Source organism: Mycobacterium sp. NBC_00419 (assembly GCF_036023875.1).
Lineage (GTDB): Bacteria > Actinomycetota > Actinomycetes > Mycobacteriales > Mycobacteriaceae > Mycobacterium.
In genome coordinates, this window is the sequence record NZ_CP107931.1 from 4872209 (window position 1) to 4889733 (window position 17525).

Consider the following 17525-nt stretch of genomic DNA (forward strand, 5'->3'; position numbering starts at 1 on the left):
TAGCGATGTGGTTCGTTTCCGACTCGTGGCGTTCATCGCCGGCCTGCTTCGATGTCGGCGACGATGGCCGCAGCCTCGGGTCCGCAGATCGTCGTGAGGTCGACTCGGCCGGCCGCCATCAGAGTGCCTATTCGTTGCTTGAGGTCTCCTGAGGTGACGTGGTCGTAGAGAGTTGCGCCGGGACAGGCGGTGTCGTGGCTGACATCCCGGTGCCCGGCCAGTGTGTCGGTTGAGATGCCGAACTGCTGTGCAGCCCAGGCGAAAGCCACCGCCGCACCGTGCAACTGGGCTTCGCTCACCTCCTCTTCATCGAAGTTACCTTCGCAGACGACGAGAAAGTGCCCGGTGGGGTCGTAGCTGGTCGCGGTGTCACCGACGAGGTGCGGGTCGCGGAGCTGATAGATGTTGCCATTTCGGTCGACGCTGATGTGATAGGCGATGTCGATCCAACCCTTGGAGTCCTGGTGGTAGTGCTGATGTTGGCGAAGGCGGCCCGGGGCGTTGCTGTTGTCGCCGAGGACCACTGCTGTGTGATGAATCGTCATCTTGCTGGGCGTCTGGGGTATGCCGCCGGGACGGGCAGGTAAAGCACCCCAGGCCTGCCGGCACAACTCAGAAGCAGATTCGGAAACTGGCGCGGGAGTTGGTCCTGCGGGCGGGGCGGGTAGGGGACTGCTTGATGCCGACATCGCTTCTGTCGGGCTCGTTGCCGACGGTGAACCGGGATCTTGTCGAGGCTCGGCCGAGCAAGCACCGACGGCGGTTGCGAGGCTGACCGCACCTGCCAGCCGGAACAAGCTGCGGCGGTCGATACCGTCGCCCCGTGGTATTGCCGGTGTGGGCGCCACGCCATCCATGGCGCTCACCATACGGATTCGGCCTTCTCGGCGGAGCAATGTGAGTCGTTGATCGTGGAAATCATTGCGGCCCAACCCTTACGTCTCAGCACGGGATCATGTACTTCGGATCTGTGGTCATGTCGAGCCATTTGCCGTAGGCGTTCCCGCCCGCTGCCCGCACGGCGGCGCAGATGTCACCGACAGTTCGCCCGGCGGGGCGGTACACCGCGTAGATCGGGTTGCCGGCGTCGTCGCGTTTGCGAAGTGACGCACACGACTCGTCGGTCCTGAGATACGACGACCCCGGATATGTGTCGAGAGCGCGCTGGATCTCTGCGTCGTACCGCCCGGGGGTGACCGCATTTGCGAGTACGACGATCCCCAAGCCGTCACAAGGTGGGTGGCTCATAGGCACGCTGACATTGAGGGAGTTCGGTGAAACCGTTGGTGCACTTGCCCTTGCAGTAGTGGTTGTCGCTTCCCAGTCGGCTGTTGCGGTGGCTGTTGCGGTGGCGGTGATGATGGTGGTGGCGGTTGTTGTGGTGGTGGTGCGGTTGGTGGTGAGGGCGATGGTGGTGATGAGGATGGCGAGGATGGCGGCGCCGGCGAGGATGTATTTGGTGGTGTTGCGTGGGGTTGTGGTTGTGGTTGTGGTTGTGGGTGGGGTGCTGGGGGTGTGTGGGGTTGGTATGGGGTAGACGGTTTGGTTGGGTTGGGGTGTTGTGGTGTAGGTGTGTTGGGTTTTGCGGGCGGTGCGTTGGGTGTCGATGTGGCACCAGGGGCATTGTTCGGTTTCGACGGGGACTTGGTGTCCGTGGGGGCAGGTGCGGATTTGTAGGCCTTGGAGTGCGGTGCGCCATTCGTGGGCGGTGGGTCGGGTGGCGGGGTCGTGTGCTCCGGTGGTGAAGGCGCGGTGGAAGAGTCGTTGGATGTTGTCGGGTAGGAATTGTGGTGGTGGGGCGACGGGGTGGGTGTGTAGTGGTGAGCCGGGTCCGCCTGCCCACCATCCGGATTTGGCCAGGCTCATCGCGTCGGGTTGTTCGCCGTGGCCGGTCCAGGTGCCGCGTAGGAAGGGGTGGTTGCCGGCCATCAGGAGCAGGTGGATGTGGACGGACAGTGCGAACAGGTCTGAGGGTTTGTGGCGGGCGGTGGTGGCGAGGTTGAGGCCGGCGAGTTCTGGGGCGGTGAATTCGGGGCGGCCGACGCCGCAGAGGTATTGGTGTCCGGTGGTGTCGGTGAATTGCATGGAGTCGCAGTCGACGAGGGTGACTCGGGTGGTGTCGTTGACCAGGATGTTGCGTTCTTGGAAGTCGCCGATGACGGCGTCGACTCGGTGGACCACTTCGACGGCCAGGCAGAGGTTGGCGGCGACGTTGACCAGGTGTAGCCAGGTGACGTGGGGGGTCCATTGTGGTGCTGCGGGTAGGGGTTTGGCGCGGTTGGAGGGGTTGCTGATGGTGTGGATTTCGACGGCGTTGGCGGTGTCGATGCGGTGCATGACGTAGCCGACGGGTCCGGTGGGGCCGACCAGCGTGTGTAGTGGCCAGGTCAGGACGGCGAATCCGTCGGATTGCACTGCTCCGGATGGGGGTGAGTCGACCATGGCGGCGACTTTGGCGCATTTGAGGGCGCGGTCTTTGAGGTCGTCGTGGAACACTTTGGCCACCCATTGCGGATGGCCGACGATCTCGGAGATGGTGCCTTCGCCGGCGCGGGCAATGACCACCCCTAGTCGAACCCCTACCCGGTTTGGGCCATCGGCAGCCAAACCGCCACCAGCAAGCCACAACTCATCCATCAGCACCTACCTCGCCATTCAAGATTTCAAAACCATCCGATCAGTTGTTGAACGCCGAGCTGCCGTCGATGGGATGCGACGTACTGACCAGCTTGGCGTAACAATGGTTGCGGTCGTATCCGTGATCACGGCACCACGCCAACGCCCCACCAGCGTCGGGAAATGTCACACCGGCGACCGTCACCCACCAGTCGGGGTCGTCAAATGTGGACCAATTGCCGGACCACAACAGTTTGGCGTCGTACTGCTGACGTAGACGCATGTGCTCTTGCAAGGTCAGCACGTTGTTCCAAGTCACCCCTTGGTCGACAACACCCGGTCGTTTGGAACTGAGCTGAGGCACCCATCGGTCTGCAAGATTCGCCGCGACGAAACTGCGGTCGTTGTCTGCGATTTCGCGCAGCCGGTCGAATGCCGTCGACTCATTGAGGGGTGGGGTGGTGGTTGTCGGGGTGGCGGTGACGACCGCTGTTGCGGTGGCTGTTGCGGTGGCGGTGATGATGGTGGTGGCGGTTGTTGTGGTGGTGGTGCGGTTGGTGGTGAGGGCGATGGTGGTGATGAGGATGGCGAGGATGGCGGCGCCGGCGAGGATGTATTTGGTGGTGTTGCGTGGGGTTGTGGTTGTGGTTGTGGTTGTGGGTGGGGTGCTGGGGGTGTGTGGGGTTGGTATGGGGTAGACGGTTTGGTTGGGTTGGGGTGTTGTGGTGTAGGTGTGTTGGGTTTTGCGGGCGGTGCGTTGGGTGTCGATGTGGCACCAGGGGCATTGTTCGGTTTCGACGGGGACTTGGTGTCCGTGGGGGCAGGTGCGGATTTGTAGGCCTTGGAGTGCGGTGCGCCATTCGTGGGCGGTGGGTCGGGTGGCGGGGTCGTGTGCTCCGGTGGTGAAGGCGCGGTGGAAGAGTCGTTGGATGTTGTCGGGTAGGAATTGTGGTGGTGGGGCGACGGGGTGGGTGTGTAGTGGTGAGCCGGGTCCGCCTGCCCACCATCCGGATTTGGCCAGGCTCATCGCGTCGGGTTGTTCGCCGTGGCCGGTCCAGGTGCCGCGTAGGAAGGGGTGGTTGCCGGCCATCAGGAGCAGGTGGATGTGGACGGCCAGTGCGAACAGGTCTGAGGGTTTGTGGCGGGCGGTGGTGGCGAGGTTGAGGCCGGCGAGTTCTGGGGCGGTGAATTCGGGGCGGCCGACGCCGCAGAGGTATTGGTGTCCGGTGGTGTCGGTGAATTGCATGGAGTCGCAGTCGACGAGGGTGACTCGGGTGGTGTCGTTGACCAGGATGTTGCGTTCTTGGAAGTCGCCGATGACGGCGTCGACTCGGTGGACCACTTCGACGGCCAGGCAGAGGTTGGCGGCGACGTTGACCAGGTGTAGCCAGGTGACGTGGGGGGTCCATTGTGGTGCTGCGGGTAGGGGTTTGGCGCGGTTGGAGGGGTTGCTGATGGTGTGGATTTCGACGGCGTTGGCGGTGTCGATGCGGTGCATGACGTAGCCGACGGGTCCGGTGGGGCCGACCAGCGTGTGTAGTGGCCAGGTCAGGACGGCGAATCCGTCGGATTGCACTGCTCCGGATGGGGGTGAGTCGACCATGGCGGCGACTTTGGCGCATTTGAGGGCGCGGTCTTTGAGGTCGTCGTGGAACACTTTGGCCACCCATTGCGGATGGCCGACGATCTCGGAGATGGTGCCTTCGCCGGCGCGGGCAATGACCACCCCTAGTCGAACCCCTACCCGGTTTGGGCCATCGGCAGCCAAACCGCCACCAGCAAGCCACAATTCATCCATCAGCACCTACCTACAAACCTCAGCACGCATGGACCCCGCCTTGCGGAGGGGAGACGCTGGGAATCGTTGAGGGTCTTCAATTGTTGAACGCCGTGCTGTCATCGATGGGATGCGACGTACTGACCAGCTTGGCGTAACAATGGTCCCGATCCAGGTTATGGCCTCGGCACCACGCGAGAGCACCACCTGCGTCGGGAAACGTCACACCGGCGATCGTGATCCAGAAGTCGGGTGCCGAAAAGGTGGACCAATCCCCAGACCACAATAGGCGCACCTCGGGATACCTCAATCTCAGCTCCAAATGTTCGCGCAGCGTCTCTGAGTTGTTCCAGGTGATTCCGTCGGCGACCAGGCCTGGACGCTTGGAACTGAGCTGAGGCACCCAACGATCCGCGAGATTCGCCGCGACGAAAGGATGGTCGGCGTTGGCGATCGCGCGAAGTGCATCGAGGCTCGCTGACTCTCCATCGCCGGTCTTCGGATTCGCAGGGCCGGCAGCTACGCTCGACTCTGATACCGCAGCGACAGCATTTTCGCTCGGGGCTGAGGACTCTGTAGTCCCGTCTTGCTGGCAGTCAATGAGGAGAGAGTTGGCGTTGAGGTCGACCTGACCTTGTTGTGTGGCGCCGCCGGTCGGCACCTCACCGATGGAAACGGGCAGGCGCCAGAACGTTCCGATTGGGAAACGGAAGTCATGAGTCACGGATGGATCGTCAGAAGCTCCATTGCCAGGGTCGATGACGATCGGAGTCGCCGACAGGTCAAATATGCCCGAAGCGATGTTCTGTCCGACAGACGTGACTGTGATGCGGGTCTGGTTGGCTGACAGCACATCTCCACCCGGGCACTTGGCGACGATCTTTGTGGTGATGACGAGTTCCCCCGACTCGACGCGGATCGTCTGCGGCACGAACTCAGGTGGGCTACCACACTTGGTGACGAGTTTCGTCCCACTGCCTGCTCGTCGGGAGTCGTCGGTCGCGTCGATGGATGGTACCGATGCCGGCGGTCCGGTCGCTGGCAGCAGTCCGATACTCGGGCCGGTGACCACCACAATTCCCCTTGGGGTCCCGTATATCGCTGGAGGTTCTGTGCTATCGGTTGGGGTGGACATGCTCCAGGCTTGTGTGCCGTCGGCGATCGTCAGCGCGTCGATGCCCCCCGTCCCGCTCGGAAGAAAGATCCTCACTCCGTCAGTGAGGGCGCCCATAGCGCTTCGCCAGTAGCTCTGGGCGGCACCGCCCCGCCGCCACAATCGCTGACCAGACTGCACGTCATACGCGATGAGCTCATCATCGCCCGGCCACATTACTACCTGGCCGACGATCAGAGGCCAGAAAGGCCCCTGTGTGGGAAGTTCAGCGTGCCAGAGTCTTTGACCGTTTCGTGCGTTGAACGCATCACCCGACTGGTTCAGAAGCGGCGCTGCCGTGCCACGGTATACAGCCAGGTGAGGCTGCTGCAGCAGTGACTTGGTAGTGAACAAACGCTGACCGTCAGCGTCCGTCACATCGGTCTGCCAGGAACTGTCGTCGACACCCTGCTCGCAGCGTCGCGTTACGACTGCCGGTCCGGCCGCAATCCATGCGTCGGCGACGGCGTGGTCGAAGAGTGCGCTGCCATCGGCAGCCCGCAGCACCGCCGAAGCCTCCCCGCCGAGGAAACCCCACACCAACCCGTTCGCTACCCCGAAGTCCCAGCTGTCACCAAGTGCGTAGCCACTGCAGTTCCCGGCCGGAATGGTGGTCTTCCAGGAGCCCGCGGGGTTGTCCAGAGAGCCCTTCGCCACGGTGAAGGCCCTCGCTTCAAGGTCAATTCCCGCTGTATACACATTGCTGCCGTCGGATTCGATCAGGCTGGCGTTGAACGGGAGTACGCCCTTGGCGATGGTTTTGCCGTTCGCAGTATCGATGAACTCCAATCCGGTCCTATTGGTGCCCTCGTGATCTGTCAGGCACGGCAGCATTGCGCCCATCGTCCTGGTACCGCACACAAGCGCAGAGTTGGTGGTTCTCGACCATTCGGTGTGTCCGTCGATCAAGCTCAAGGACATCAACGACGTCGTGTCAAATGATGAACTTGTCGACCATGGCCGCACGATCACGTGGTCACCGGCGATGATGGCGCCAGTTGCAGGCCCGAGATTGTGTATCGGCGCCGAAAAGATGTCGGCTGCATCCGGTTTCGTGTCTTTGGCTGTGACCTTCCAAGTGAAATCTGGCTCGGTCGGATACGTGAATGCCACCATGCCGCTGGGAAGTTCGCTTGTCTCGGGTGCGTCATTCCACCTCGTAAAGGCTACGACCGTTCCGCCAACCAGAGCGATCGCTACTGTTACTGCCGCGTAGACGAGCCATCTCTTCCGTGACATGGACGCCGCTGCAGGCATCGACGTCTCGCATGTCCCCACGGCGTCGGTGGAATGTTCAGAGTTGTCATCGACCCAGAACTGCCAGCCGATCGGTGCAGGTGGCCAATGAGGGTCCGGTTGCCAGTCGTGAGGTGGTGCCCAACCCGGCTGCACCGGCCAGTTCGGTGGGGGATTGAACCGCGCCGCTGCCATTGACGATCCTCCCGCCCTCTAGCTCTGGAATCTGTTGTCGCTCTGCATCCGTGGGCGGCGGACAGCTCCCACGTATCACTCGACAGAGTTTGGCATGCCAGCTGAAATTTGCATCACGAATGTTCCGGTCTGAGCTTGATAAGCCCGTCAGCGGCCTGGGATCGGCGAAATTCATCCGTTCGGATGACAATCGTTCCCGCCGACGCCGGGCCGCCGACCGAATGTCGCGAAGGCGACCGAGCTTTGTCGACCGTTCGTACGAATTAAGCCTGTGGGCCCGGCGTGGGTATCGGGGCCGTGTTAGACCCTTCAGGTGGCTGACAATCTGCCCCCGAGCAAGTTCGGAGCGGGATACACCTACGGCGGCTCGGCTGCTCCCGCGCCGGTGCCTGCCAGCCCCGCTTACTCGTCTCCCGCGTATCAGAGTCCGGTGGCACAACCCGCCCCGCAAAATCCTCCACCGACGTACCAGTCACCAACCCAGTACGGAGGTCCTGTGGCCTCGTACGCGAGTGCAGCCCCGCAGGCAAGTGGTGGCACGGGGATCGCTGCCGGTGTGCTCGCTTTGTTGATAGCGGTCTATCGCGGCTGGGTGACCTACGCCTATCTCGCCACCGCTGACGCCTTGTCACAGATGTCAGTTGGGAGCGGCTGGGCGAAGGATTCGCGCAATATGGCCTTGGCCGCCGGAATCGTGTCCGCCGTCGGCACCCTCGCACTACTCGGTGGTGCGATCAAGCTGCTGAATAGAGGGCTTGGCGGGCGCGGGCTCATCACTGTTGGTTGCTTGATCGCGATCGCGGATGTGGTTATCACCTGGGCGTTGATATGGGGCTGGTTCACGACGTCCTTCGGCGGCATGTCGATGGGTAGCTCGTGGGATTCGATGTTCACTCGACAGGGCCCTACGATCGTGCTCAATTTGGCGCTGACGGTCGGTGTCCCACTGTTGACGATGATCCTTGCTCTGGCGGCGGCGACTCGGAGGTGGTGCGAAGCCGCGCGGGCGCCAGCCGTTTACGGGTCCCCGACGTACTAGGTCGTCACGTCGCGGTTTCTGGCGACGACGGCACCCGGATTCCGTGGCATGTACGTCGAACGGAGGACAGTTCGGAACAGGGTTGCCGTGAAACAATCCGGATTTGTTCATCACAGCAAGGCGTGGAACCGCAACGGCGCGAGGGCCCGCCGCTGACACTCACAGTTGGGAGGGATTCGCTTGACTCAGGGTGGCTGGGCAGTCGAACTGAACGATGAGAATCCTGACCCGCGGGTCGCCTGCGTCGTGCTCGCCGATGTGTCAGGTTCGATGCAGGGCGCCCCGATTGAAGCACTCGAGCGCGGCTACGCCGCATTCACTCACTACCTCAACAACGATCCACTGGCCAGCAAGAGGGTTGAAGTGGCGGTCGTAACATTCGGCACCGTCGCCACCGTGCTGGTACCAATGCAGGAAGCCCGTGGCTTGCAGCCCACCCGTTTCACGGCCTCTGGCCGAACCAATATGGCAGCCGGCATCCACCTAGCTCTAGACATTATCGAAGAGCGCAAGTACGCCTACAAAGCCGCCGGATTGCAGTACTACCGGCCGTGGATCCTTTTGCTTACCGACGGCCAGGCCAACTTCGACGGCCTCGATGAGGCGGTGGCTCGCCTGAATGCCACCGAGATGGCCCGGGGCGTCACGGTTTTCGCCGTGGGTGCGGGTCCGCACGTCGACTGGCAACAATTGAGCCGGGTGTCGGTGCAACGTGGTCCGGCGCCACTGGATGGTCTGCGGTATGAGGAACTGTTCGAGTGGTTGTCGGCGTCGCTGAGCAACGTATCCAATTCCACCGAGTTCGCCCGAAGCGACGAGGCACTGGCGGGCATGGGTGAGCAGATCAAACTGCCACCCTTGACCGGCTGGTCGAGCGTGTGAGTGCGTCCCGTTCAGACCGCAGTGAGCCGGGGTACTGGCAGTGGACGGCGTGTGGTGCATCGGTAACCGGATCTGAGCATCTACGACGCGGCCTGGGATGCGACGACGCCTTTGGCTATGGGGCAACGGAGGACTTCGTGGTCGCCGTTGTCGCCGATGGTGCAGGCTCGGTCAGCGGTACGTCTGCGTGGGGGTCCTACGCTGCCTGCCAGAGTGTTCTGCACCAGACGATGGCACCGGCATTTCTGCGAAGTTTCCGAGGTGCATCTGCCGACGACGCTGCTCCCATCATGCGCTGGCTGTTCGAGGGCGCTCTGGAGGCTGTGCGAAAGCAAGCCGACGCCCTCGGTGTGCCCCTGAATCAGCTGGCGACGACGCTGTGCGTCGCCGTGGCTACACCCTCGCTGGCACTGTTCGGCCAGATCGGTGACGGCGTCATCGCCTCGGAAAGCGGTTCTGGTATCGACACTCATCTGATCGAGGAGAAGAGCGAGTACGCCAACGCGACCTGGTTCGTCCAATCCGACGGTGCCTTCGAAGAGTCCTTCCGCACCATGGCGCGCGAGGGTCTCACTGCGTTCGCGCTCAGCACCGACGGGATGACCTACAAGATCACCAATATCGTGACCGGTAAGCCGTACGAACCTTTCTTCGCAGGCTCCTGGCAACACGTGCGGTCCGGCGCAAGTGCTGCCGATTTCGCCGCCCTCCTGCGTGGCATCGAGGACGATCAGACCGGCGACGACAAAACGATGGTGCTGGCCGCACTGGAATGGGTCAATGACGAGTTCCATCCGTCGGCCAGGCCGGTGCAGAAGACGGTCGTCAGTTCCGCTCCGCCGCCGATGCTGCCGACCGCGGCTCCCCGCAACGGTGCTGTGGTGACCAGAGCACGAAAGCCGGTACCTCCGCCTGATTCCGTCAGCATTGTCGAGCGTGGTGAGTTCGTCGATGGCCAAAATCCGCTTCCCCCAAGCCGAGACACAACGATGCCCCCGGCCGACGAGAACGCCGGTGACTCGCAAAATGAGCCAATCAGCCATGACGATGACAGTCGGCGTAACCGGCGGTGGCAGACTCGGCGACGAAAAGCCCAACAGTGACAACATATTTCGAGGTGCCGCGATGACCCCCCGTCTACCTCGTTCTGCGGGGGGTGTGTGGTGAGTGTGGTGTTGGGTGTGGTGGGTGGGTCGTCGGTGGTGTTGGGTGCGGTGTTGGCGCGGGCTGGGGAGGGGGTGGTTTATGAGGTGGTGGGCCGGTCGGGGTGGGTGGTGAAGGTTTTTCATTCTGATTTGCGGGATCGGGATGTGAAGTTGGCGAAGGTGTCGGCGATGGTGGGGTCGGTGCCTGTGGGGGCGGTGCAGTCCGATGGGTTTGTGGTGTTGACGTGGCCGTTGCATGTGGTGGTGGGGGCTGATGGTGGGCCGGTGGGGTATGTGATGGCTCGGGTTGATACTGCCGATGCGGTGGAGATTCATACGTTGTCGAATCCGTCGAATCGGGTGAATCCGTTGCCGGGTGCGCCGGGGTGGACGGTGCATGCGTCGTGGGTGCATTTGGTGAATGTGGCGGCGAATTTGTGCTTAGCGGTGGATGTGGTGCATCGGGTGGATGCGGTGGTGGGGGATTTCCAGGAGCGCAACATTCTGGTGAACGACACCACGCGGGTGACGTTGGTGGATTGCGATTCGATGCAGTTCACCGATGGTGGGGGGCAGACGTTTCTGTGTGGGGTGGGGCGGCCGGAGTTTTTGGCGCCGGAGTTGGCGGGGGTGGATTTGTCGTCGACGCCGCGGGGGAAGGCCTCGGATTTGTTTGCGTTGGCGGTGCATATCCATGTGTTGTTGATGGGCGGGAATCATCCGTTCTTGCGGGGGGTGTGGTCGGGCAGTGGTGATCAGCCGGATGCGTTGAGTTTGGCGCGGTTGGGGTTTTGGGCTGGGGGGCCGGGGTCGTTGTTGGGGACTCATCCGTTGGCGCCGCCGGTGGATTTTCTGCCTGAAGGTGTGCAGCGGTTGTTTGTGCGGGCGTTTACCGAGGGGGTGGTTGATCCTTCTGTGCGTCCGTCGGCGGCGGAGTGGCGGGCGGTGTTGCAGGGCTTGGTGGTGCGTTCGTGTGGGCGGGGTCATCAGGTTCCGGTGGAGACGGAGTGGTGTCCGTGGTGTCGGATTGAGGATGAGCGTGCTGCGCGGCGGGCTGGGGGTGCGCAGCAGAGTGTGTTTAAAGTTGCCGCGCCGGTGGGTCCTTCGGGGTCGTTGCCGCGGTCGCAGCCCGTCTCGAGTACTACTGCTGCTGGGGGGTCTCGGCGGGGCGGGGTGATCGCCGCCGCGGTATTGGGCACGTTGGTGGTCGTGATCGCCCTCATTGCACTCATCACCAACCTCAACACCACGCCCGCGCACACGACGCCCGCTGGATCGACGATAACCACAGATACCAGCAGCTACACACCAACCGCCACAGCGACTGTGACTGCCCGCGCCTACCCGCCACCCGGTGCGAGGCCATGCGGTGGTCCAGGGGGTGGCCGGTATACCTATGCTGCGGCAGGCAGTGACCTCACATCGTGCCCGTTTGCCGTGAACGTCCAAACCGCCGTCAACCAAAGCAACCTCCAGTTTCCGGCCGTCCTTCAGGTCTACAGTCCGGTTACCCATCAGGACTACGCGATGTCATGTGCCGTGGAACAGGTACTGACGTGTCGCGGCGGCAACAACGCTGTCGTCTATGTCTACTAAGGACGCGAGGCGGCGCCATCGCGTGCCCCGTTCCGCAACGGCAAGCACTGCTAGAGCAGTGATTTCGGTGGCAGCCGTGCTGGCACTCTTGATCGCAGGCGTGCCGTGGTTCATGCACCGCCTCGGTACCGATCGCGCGGCGGCCGACCCCCGCGCTCCTACCCCGACTGCTGAGCAGACATCACAATTCACGCCATCGGCGGTCCCGTCCCAGTCGTCCGATGCTGTCGATCTGAGTGCGGCCTTTGCGGAACTGAGCACCGGTCTGAGTGCCGACATCGGCTTGGCATACGCCCCAGTGGGCGCCGAGGGAAGAGTCACGACGCTGGGGACATGGTCGTCCGGACCAGCCTGGTCAACCATCAAAGTGCCACTCGCACTTGCGTTGTTGCGCCAAGATGGCACCCAGTCTGTGAGCGGCGCGATGCGTTCCGCAATCACCGCCTCAGACAACGGCGCCGCCCAGTCCATGTGGGACGAACTTGGTGCCCACCAGGGTGCTGCGGACAAGGTGCAGAGCATTTTGGCCGAAGCCGGGGATCCCACACCTTTGGTCCCTAGCGAGGTCACGCGACCGGGGTTCTCGGCCTTTGGTCAAACACTGTGGCCGCTGAGCGACCAGGTCCGTTTTCTTGCGCGCGCGGCGTGTGACCCCCGGGATGCTCCTGTCTTGGACCTGATGGGTGAAGTGGTGTCCGGGCAACGTTGGGGACTGGGCACGATCGACGGAAGTAGGTTCAAGGGTGGTTGGGGGCCCGGCACTGATGGTCTCTACCTGGTGCGCCAGTACGGGATCGTCGACACTCCAGAAGGTCACACTGTGGTCGCGTTGGCTGCGGTCCCAGACTCCGGGGGTTTCGGCGACGGCACCGCCGTGCTGAATCGGATGGCGGCGTGGCTTCAGGAACATCTCGGTGAGATCGGTGGGGGACGTTGTGGCAGTTGATGAGCTGGGAATTGCCGACGGCGCGCCGTGGGTATCCATCTCCCTTGTCGGTCGAACGACTGATATTGAGGCTCTCGCACGGTCGGGGCGCATGACTTACGGTTAGAAAGGTCGCAGTGAGATTGTTGGACTGCACGCGGTATGACAGCGAAAGGTTTCGGAATGGCTGACGGCGACGAACCCACATGGGGCGACAGCTACGCGAAACCCCGCCCCAATCCGGCAACGAACATAGGCGGGCCGGCGGGTCCCGCGCTGCCGAATCAGCAGTCCATGCCGGTCACGGGGTGGGGTCAGTCGACCCCCGGTGTACCAGGCGGCCAACCGCATGCCGATTATCAGCGCCAGGCCCAACAGCATTTCGGCCAAAGCCAGCCCAACCCCGCACCACCTTCGGCGGTGTCGTATCCGGGTGCAATCCCACCCATCGTCAACTACCCGTCCGCAACTAGTTATCCGATTGCGAAACCACCTGCGTCGACAGGTCTCCCGTCCTACTCGTCGTATTCGCTCCCAACGAAGGGAGATTCGTTCGTCATCCGTTTGATGGAACGAGGGGTCCGCGGAGAGCTGTTCCGCCAGCCGTGGTTTCACAACCTCCGTGGTGGGTCCCCGGACACGTTCGTCTACGCTACCTTTGGCGGCGGCGTGTTCCTCAGTTTCCTTCTAGCGCTCATTCCCTCGACGTTCTTCTCGACCGTCATGATTCTCGCGCTTTGGGCAGCCATCGGATATCTGTACTTCGCGCTCGGGACTCGGTTAGCGCATCAGTTTCTCGAGTTCGGAATATGCCTTGTCGGCGCGGTGGTGATGGTTGGGCGCGTCTTGACGACTCTCTGGGCACTCAGCGTCACGAGTAGCCTCGCCCCCTACTTAGGGATTGACCCCGCCCCACTCTTGGTGTTGGTGCTTCTCGTCGACCTGGCAGCAGTGGCGTTCCTGGTCTACACCGGAATCCAGGTGCATCGAGGGATACAGAAACTCTCACAGCCATAGCTATGAGACGCGTCGATCAAATTTGAGACCGAGCACAAGGCGAGAAGGGAGGCCCCATGACGGATCAGGGTTGGGGGCCAGCCAACGACGACGGTCCGACACTGCCGCCCAGTCGGTTCGGCGCTGGCTACACGGTGGGTGGTGAGAACGCAGAGCCCGCAGCCTTGTCTCCGGGCCATCAGCGCTACGGACCGCCAAATCCGTACAGCTCGGCCGAGACCCGTTACCCACCACCGCCACCCTCCGATTCGGGCAGCTTCATTCGCTATCCCGACGCTGCACCTCAACCAGTCATCTATCCCACCCAGCCCATTTCGGTCGGTTACGTGGTCCCGGTCGTCGTCCGTAGTACCAACTCGATGGCCGTCGCGTCGTTTGTCTGTTCCCTGCTGTGCCTCAGTGTGCTCGGCGTCATCTTCGGGCACGTCGCTCTGTCGCAGATCAGTCGCTCCGGAGAGGACGGCAAAGGTTTAGCGATTGCAGGGCTGGTTATCGGTTACATCCTCGTTGGGATTGGGGTGCTGATCTACGTAGTGCCCGCACTGATGTTGATTGGATGATCGCCGGCAATGAGGACGTAAGAAGTATGCCGGTGAGCGGCGACGTGACTGATTCGCCGTCCACTCTGTGCTCAATCACGGCGTGGGTTGCATTCCAACGCCTTATTGTTCGAGTGGTCCGCTACGCCCAGAATTGGCCTGTAGGGCCTTGGTACTGAGATGGATGCTCGATGACCGATCACGAAGCTGGTTCAACCGGCAATCAGGGGCCGGCACTTCCGCCCAGCCGCTTCGGTGCCGGCTACACAGTCGGCCCGCCTGAATCGCCGGCGCCGACTTATGCGGCCTCGACCGGCTATGGTTCGCCTGATCCTGGGTACTTTCCGCTACCCACCGAGCCACCCGGAAGGGTGAGCTACCCTGAGCCGGTTCCTCAACCCGGCGTGTATCCCGCTCAGCCGCTTGCCTTCGCCTATCCGGTGGTGGTTCGGCGGACCAATGCAATGGCGATCGCGGCGTTGGCGTCGTCTCTTGTCCTGGCTCCCCTTGGCATCATCTTCGGTCACATCGCGCTATCCCAGATTAAGAGCACAGGTGAAGACGGGAAGGGCTTGGCGATCGCGGGTCTGGTTATCGGCTACATCTTCACGGCAATCGTCGTCCTGTGGTTCGTCGTATTCGGCATGTTCCTCAGCGCACTCAGTTCAGCCGTCGATGAGTCCAATAACTACACGACGATGCCGGTCTGGACTTTGACGTTGCCCGCTGACCAGCTAGCCCGGCTTTGAGGGCGTCAGCGCGATCCAGAGGTAGTGGTCCCGAGATACGCCTCGATTCCGTCAGCAACGGCTGCGGCATAGTTTGTACGGCCGCTCCCCGTTTCCATCTGGGCGGCGTCGTTGGCGTTGCGCATATTGCCAAGCTCGACGAGGATCGCTGGATACTGCGCGAGATTCAGTCCTGCTAGGTCGCTTCGGCCGAAGAGGCCATCTGCGCCAATGTAGTTGGCCGGCGGTAGACCTGACTTCTCAAGCGAGTCACGCATGGTGGTCGCCAGGCGCAGCGCCGGCCCCGCTTGGGCATCGTTCAATGGAGGCGCAGAGTAGTTAACGTGGAATCCAGTCCCGGAAGCTGGGCCGCCATCGGCATGAATGCTGATGACCGCGTCGGGGTGCAACGTATTCGCGGCAGCGGCGCGTTGATCCACACAGGGACCGAGCGAGCTGTCGTCGGTGCGCGAAAGCACTGTGCGAACGCCCCGTTCATTCAGAAGACGTTGGGTCTCGAGAACCACGGCCCAGTTAAAGGCATGTTCGGGATAGCCGTCATCGGTTGTGGTGCCGCTGGTTTGGCAGTCCTTGGTGCCACCTCGTCCGTTAGGCACCGGACGTGTCATCGAGGTGTCGTAAAGGCCACTGTGACCGGGATCGAGAAACACAATTCTGCCACTCAGATCGTCGTCGGCTCGAGCGCTCGGTGCAAACGGGAGCAGGCCACATACTGTGCACAGCAGGGCAGTTGCGACCAAGCGAGCAGCGGATCGAGCAGTCAGCACTCAATCAGACTATCTGACCACAACAGTGGCCAACTCGATTGTAGGTACCGTAAGCCTCAGCTTCCGTGCGCGAGAATGTTGATCGTTCTGCTCGCAGTCAGTGGCGCACCGCCATCGGACGACGTGATCGACGCGTTGATGGTGTAAATGCCTGGCACATGCTGGATGTGAATGGCGTCCGAGTCAGGGCTTTGCCCTGAACAGGCGCCGCTGCGTACTCGCTGATTCAGGTCATTAGGGCCACTGACATCGATGACCACTTGGCAGTCATCGGAGCGGACGTCGCCTTTCGCGCCACTCGAAGTCCATTGCAATTCAAAATTTGCACCGCGCGAACAGCTGCTGTCGGGTTCGAGTTGGTAGAGGTCGTTACCTACCTTGTTCATACAGAAGATGCCGACCACCTCGACCTCCACCGAATCGATTGCGGACTTCGAAACAGTCGATGTCGTGCTTGTGGGGGTCGTTGTGCTCGAGGTTGGTGAAGTGACCGTGACAACCGAGGTTACGGTTGATTGAGTGCTTAGCACCGTTGGAGAAGAGAAGGAGGGGGACTGTTGGGCAGACGGATCTCCGGCACTGCAACTCGCGACAAAGACAGTTGTCAGCAGACCAGCCTGCATCATTCGTTCGACTCGCACTACTTGCTCCTCTGTATGTGGTGGCCTAGCGATTCTTTGGGATAGTCGGTTGTTGGTTCGGTGAGATGGATTGACCGATAGCAGATTTGAGATGGGGGTCATCGCGCTTCCGATCAACTCCATGACTAGGGTGCGTATGCCCAGCCGAGGAACTTCGCTTTGGGATCACCGGAATTCAAGGGCACCACGCGGATCTTCGGGGCCTTGTAGAAGTTCGCGGTCAGATAGGTGCCGTCGCCCTGGCTAAGCATGACGTGGCCGTATCCGTAATCGAATGCCGGATCGCTACTGAATACCAATGCACCGGCGGGGATGCCGTCGGTGTTGGTGTGAATCTGTCCCTTGGCGTTGAGGTCATTGAAAGCGGCGATGGCAGAGGGGTAGCGGAATGAATGGTTGTAGGCCTGTTCGACGAACGCCTCGCACTGCACCGGATTGTTGGGGTTGCTCGCCATCTGAGCCCGTGCCCAGGCGAGTGCCTGGCTGGCTCGGTCAGGGCTGGGGGCCGGTGCTGGGGCGCTGGTGCCAGCAGCACTGCAATCGGGTGCGATCACATCCAGGGTTCCGGTCTCGATGTCCACGTCGGCGACGAAATGACCATCAGATGTCTTGTACCACAAGTTATCCCAGCCGCCGTTAGGAATATTGAAACTAAAGAAGCCCTTCACGGCCTGCCCGCGGCTAGAACACACCAGAGTGATCCGGTCACCCGCGTTGTACCACCCATCCTGCTGTGAGGTCAGGTTCGCCTGGGTCATGCGCTGGGTCTTGGCCTTGACGGTGGCGCCTGCGTCAGCGCCCGCCGGCGAAGGGGTAGCCAACGGAAACGATGCCAGTGCAGCAACTGCAGCAATAACGGTGATCCTGGATAGCCGGTTCATGGCCCCGCCTTCTGGAGTGGCTGGTTTGCAGACTGGCGTCGAGGGCATGACACCTGCTGGCGTATCTGCGCATTGTTGTCTGTTCGTTACGTCTAGGCCTGGTTAGTTTGACTGAATCAGCCGTTCGTATGACAGCGGTGAGCGTCGACCGCTGATGAGATGGGGGCGAGGCTGGTACGGGCCGTTGAGCGTGTACTCGAGTCACGGTGCAAACGGCGTGCGCGTCGGACACGGAGGGATTCCAGCGATGGCGAGACGCTTCAATCCGCCGCCAGGATGGGCAGTGCCTGAACCGAATTGGCAACCCTCTGCGGGCTGGCGCCCTGATTCCTCTTGGCCACCCGCTCCGGCCGGGTGGCAATTCTGG

At 62.0% G+C, this 17525-nt stretch carries 15 protein-coding genes; 8 read left to right on the forward strand and 7 right to left on the reverse strand.

All coding sequences use genetic code 11. The annotated features are described in order from the left end of the window. Positions 1-32: 32 nt before the first annotated feature. The 4 genes from OG976_RS23315 to OG976_RS23330 form a co-directional block, all read right to left on the reverse strand. Positions 33-545, reverse strand: coding sequence for a peptidoglycan recognition protein family protein (locus OG976_RS23315; RefSeq protein WP_328354301.1), 513 nt, complete (start codon positions 543-545; stop codon positions 33-35). A 397-nt stretch (positions 546-942) separates the two neighbouring features. Further along, on the reverse strand, positions 943-2565 hold the full coding sequence (locus OG976_RS23320; RefSeq protein WP_328354304.1) for a hypothetical protein: 1623 nt from the start codon (positions 2563-2565) through the stop codon (positions 943-945). 112 nt (positions 2566-2677) lie between these two features. Further along, positions 2678-4414, reverse strand: a complete 1737-nt coding sequence (locus OG976_RS23325) for a hypothetical protein (RefSeq protein ID WP_442930376.1) — start codon at positions 4412-4414, stop codon at positions 2678-2680. 76 nt (positions 4415-4490) lie between these two features. Beyond that, positions 4491-6977 carry an outer membrane protein assembly factor BamB family protein gene (locus tag OG976_RS23330; protein WP_328354310.1) on the reverse strand — a complete coding sequence of 829 codons (2487 nt, stop codon included), beginning with the start codon at positions 6975-6977 and terminating at the stop codon, positions 4491-4493. A gap of 496 nt (positions 6978-7473) precedes the next feature. Between OG976_RS23330 and OG976_RS23335 the strand changes: the two genes are divergently transcribed. The 8 genes from OG976_RS23335 to OG976_RS23370 all read left to right on the forward strand — a co-directional run bounded on the left by OG976_RS23335 (position 7474) and on the right by OG976_RS23370 (position 14869). Beyond that, a complete protein-coding gene (locus OG976_RS23335; protein WP_328354313.1) occupies positions 7474-8016 on the forward strand; it encodes a hypothetical protein in 543 nt (180 codons plus the stop codon). A 180-nt stretch (positions 8017-8196) separates the two neighbouring features. Then, on the forward strand, positions 8197-8898 hold the full coding sequence (locus OG976_RS23340; RefSeq protein WP_328354316.1) for a vWA domain-containing protein: 702 nt from the start codon (positions 8197-8199) through the stop codon (positions 8896-8898). After that, positions 8895-10001, forward strand: a complete 1107-nt coding sequence (locus OG976_RS23345) for a PP2C family serine/threonine-protein phosphatase (protein ID WP_328354319.1) — start codon at positions 8895-8897, stop codon at positions 9999-10001. The genes OG976_RS23340 and OG976_RS23345 overlap by 4 nt, the downstream gene beginning before the upstream one ends. Before the next feature lie 60 nt (positions 10002-10061). Then, positions 10062-11639 carry a hypothetical protein gene (locus OG976_RS23350; RefSeq protein ID WP_328354321.1) on the forward strand — a complete coding sequence of 526 codons (1578 nt, stop codon included), beginning with the start codon at positions 10062-10064 and terminating at the stop codon, positions 11637-11639. Between the two features lie 67 nt (positions 11640-11706). After that, positions 11707-12585 carry a hypothetical protein gene (locus OG976_RS23355; RefSeq protein ID WP_328354323.1) on the forward strand — a complete coding sequence of 293 codons (879 nt, stop codon included), beginning with the start codon at positions 11707-11709 and terminating at the stop codon, positions 12583-12585. Positions 12586-12747: 162 nt separating this feature from the next. Further along, a complete protein-coding gene (locus OG976_RS23360) occupies positions 12748-13581 on the forward strand; it encodes a hypothetical protein (RefSeq protein WP_328354325.1) in 834 nt (277 codons plus the stop codon). Positions 13582-13637: 56 nt separating this feature from the next. After that, entirely contained in the window at positions 13638-14141 is a 504-nt protein-coding gene (locus OG976_RS23365; RefSeq protein WP_328354328.1) for a DUF4190 domain-containing protein, read from the forward strand. A gap of 170 nt (positions 14142-14311) precedes the next feature. Continuing rightward, on the forward strand, positions 14312-14869 hold the full coding sequence (locus OG976_RS23370; RefSeq protein ID WP_328354330.1) for a DUF4190 domain-containing protein: 558 nt from the start codon (positions 14312-14314) through the stop codon (positions 14867-14869). Between the two features lie 5 nt (positions 14870-14874). Here the strand turns inward: OG976_RS23370 and OG976_RS23375 are convergent, their stop codons facing one another. The 3 genes from OG976_RS23375 to OG976_RS23385 form a co-directional block, all read right to left on the reverse strand. Continuing rightward, complete coding sequence (locus tag OG976_RS23375; RefSeq protein ID WP_442930564.1) at positions 14875-15633, reverse strand: Rv3717 family N-acetylmuramoyl-L-alanine amidase; 759 nt, start codon at positions 15631-15633, stop codon at positions 14875-14877. Between the two features lie 59 nt (positions 15634-15692). Further along, positions 15693-16052 carry a hypothetical protein gene (locus OG976_RS23380; protein ID WP_328354333.1) on the reverse strand — a complete coding sequence of 120 codons (360 nt, stop codon included), beginning with the start codon at positions 16050-16052 and terminating at the stop codon, positions 15693-15695. Between the two features lie 350 nt (positions 16053-16402). Next, positions 16403-17158, reverse strand: a complete 756-nt coding sequence (locus tag OG976_RS23385; RefSeq protein WP_328354336.1) for a hypothetical protein — start codon at positions 17156-17158, stop codon at positions 16403-16405. Between the last annotated feature and the right edge of the window lie 367 nt (positions 17159-17525).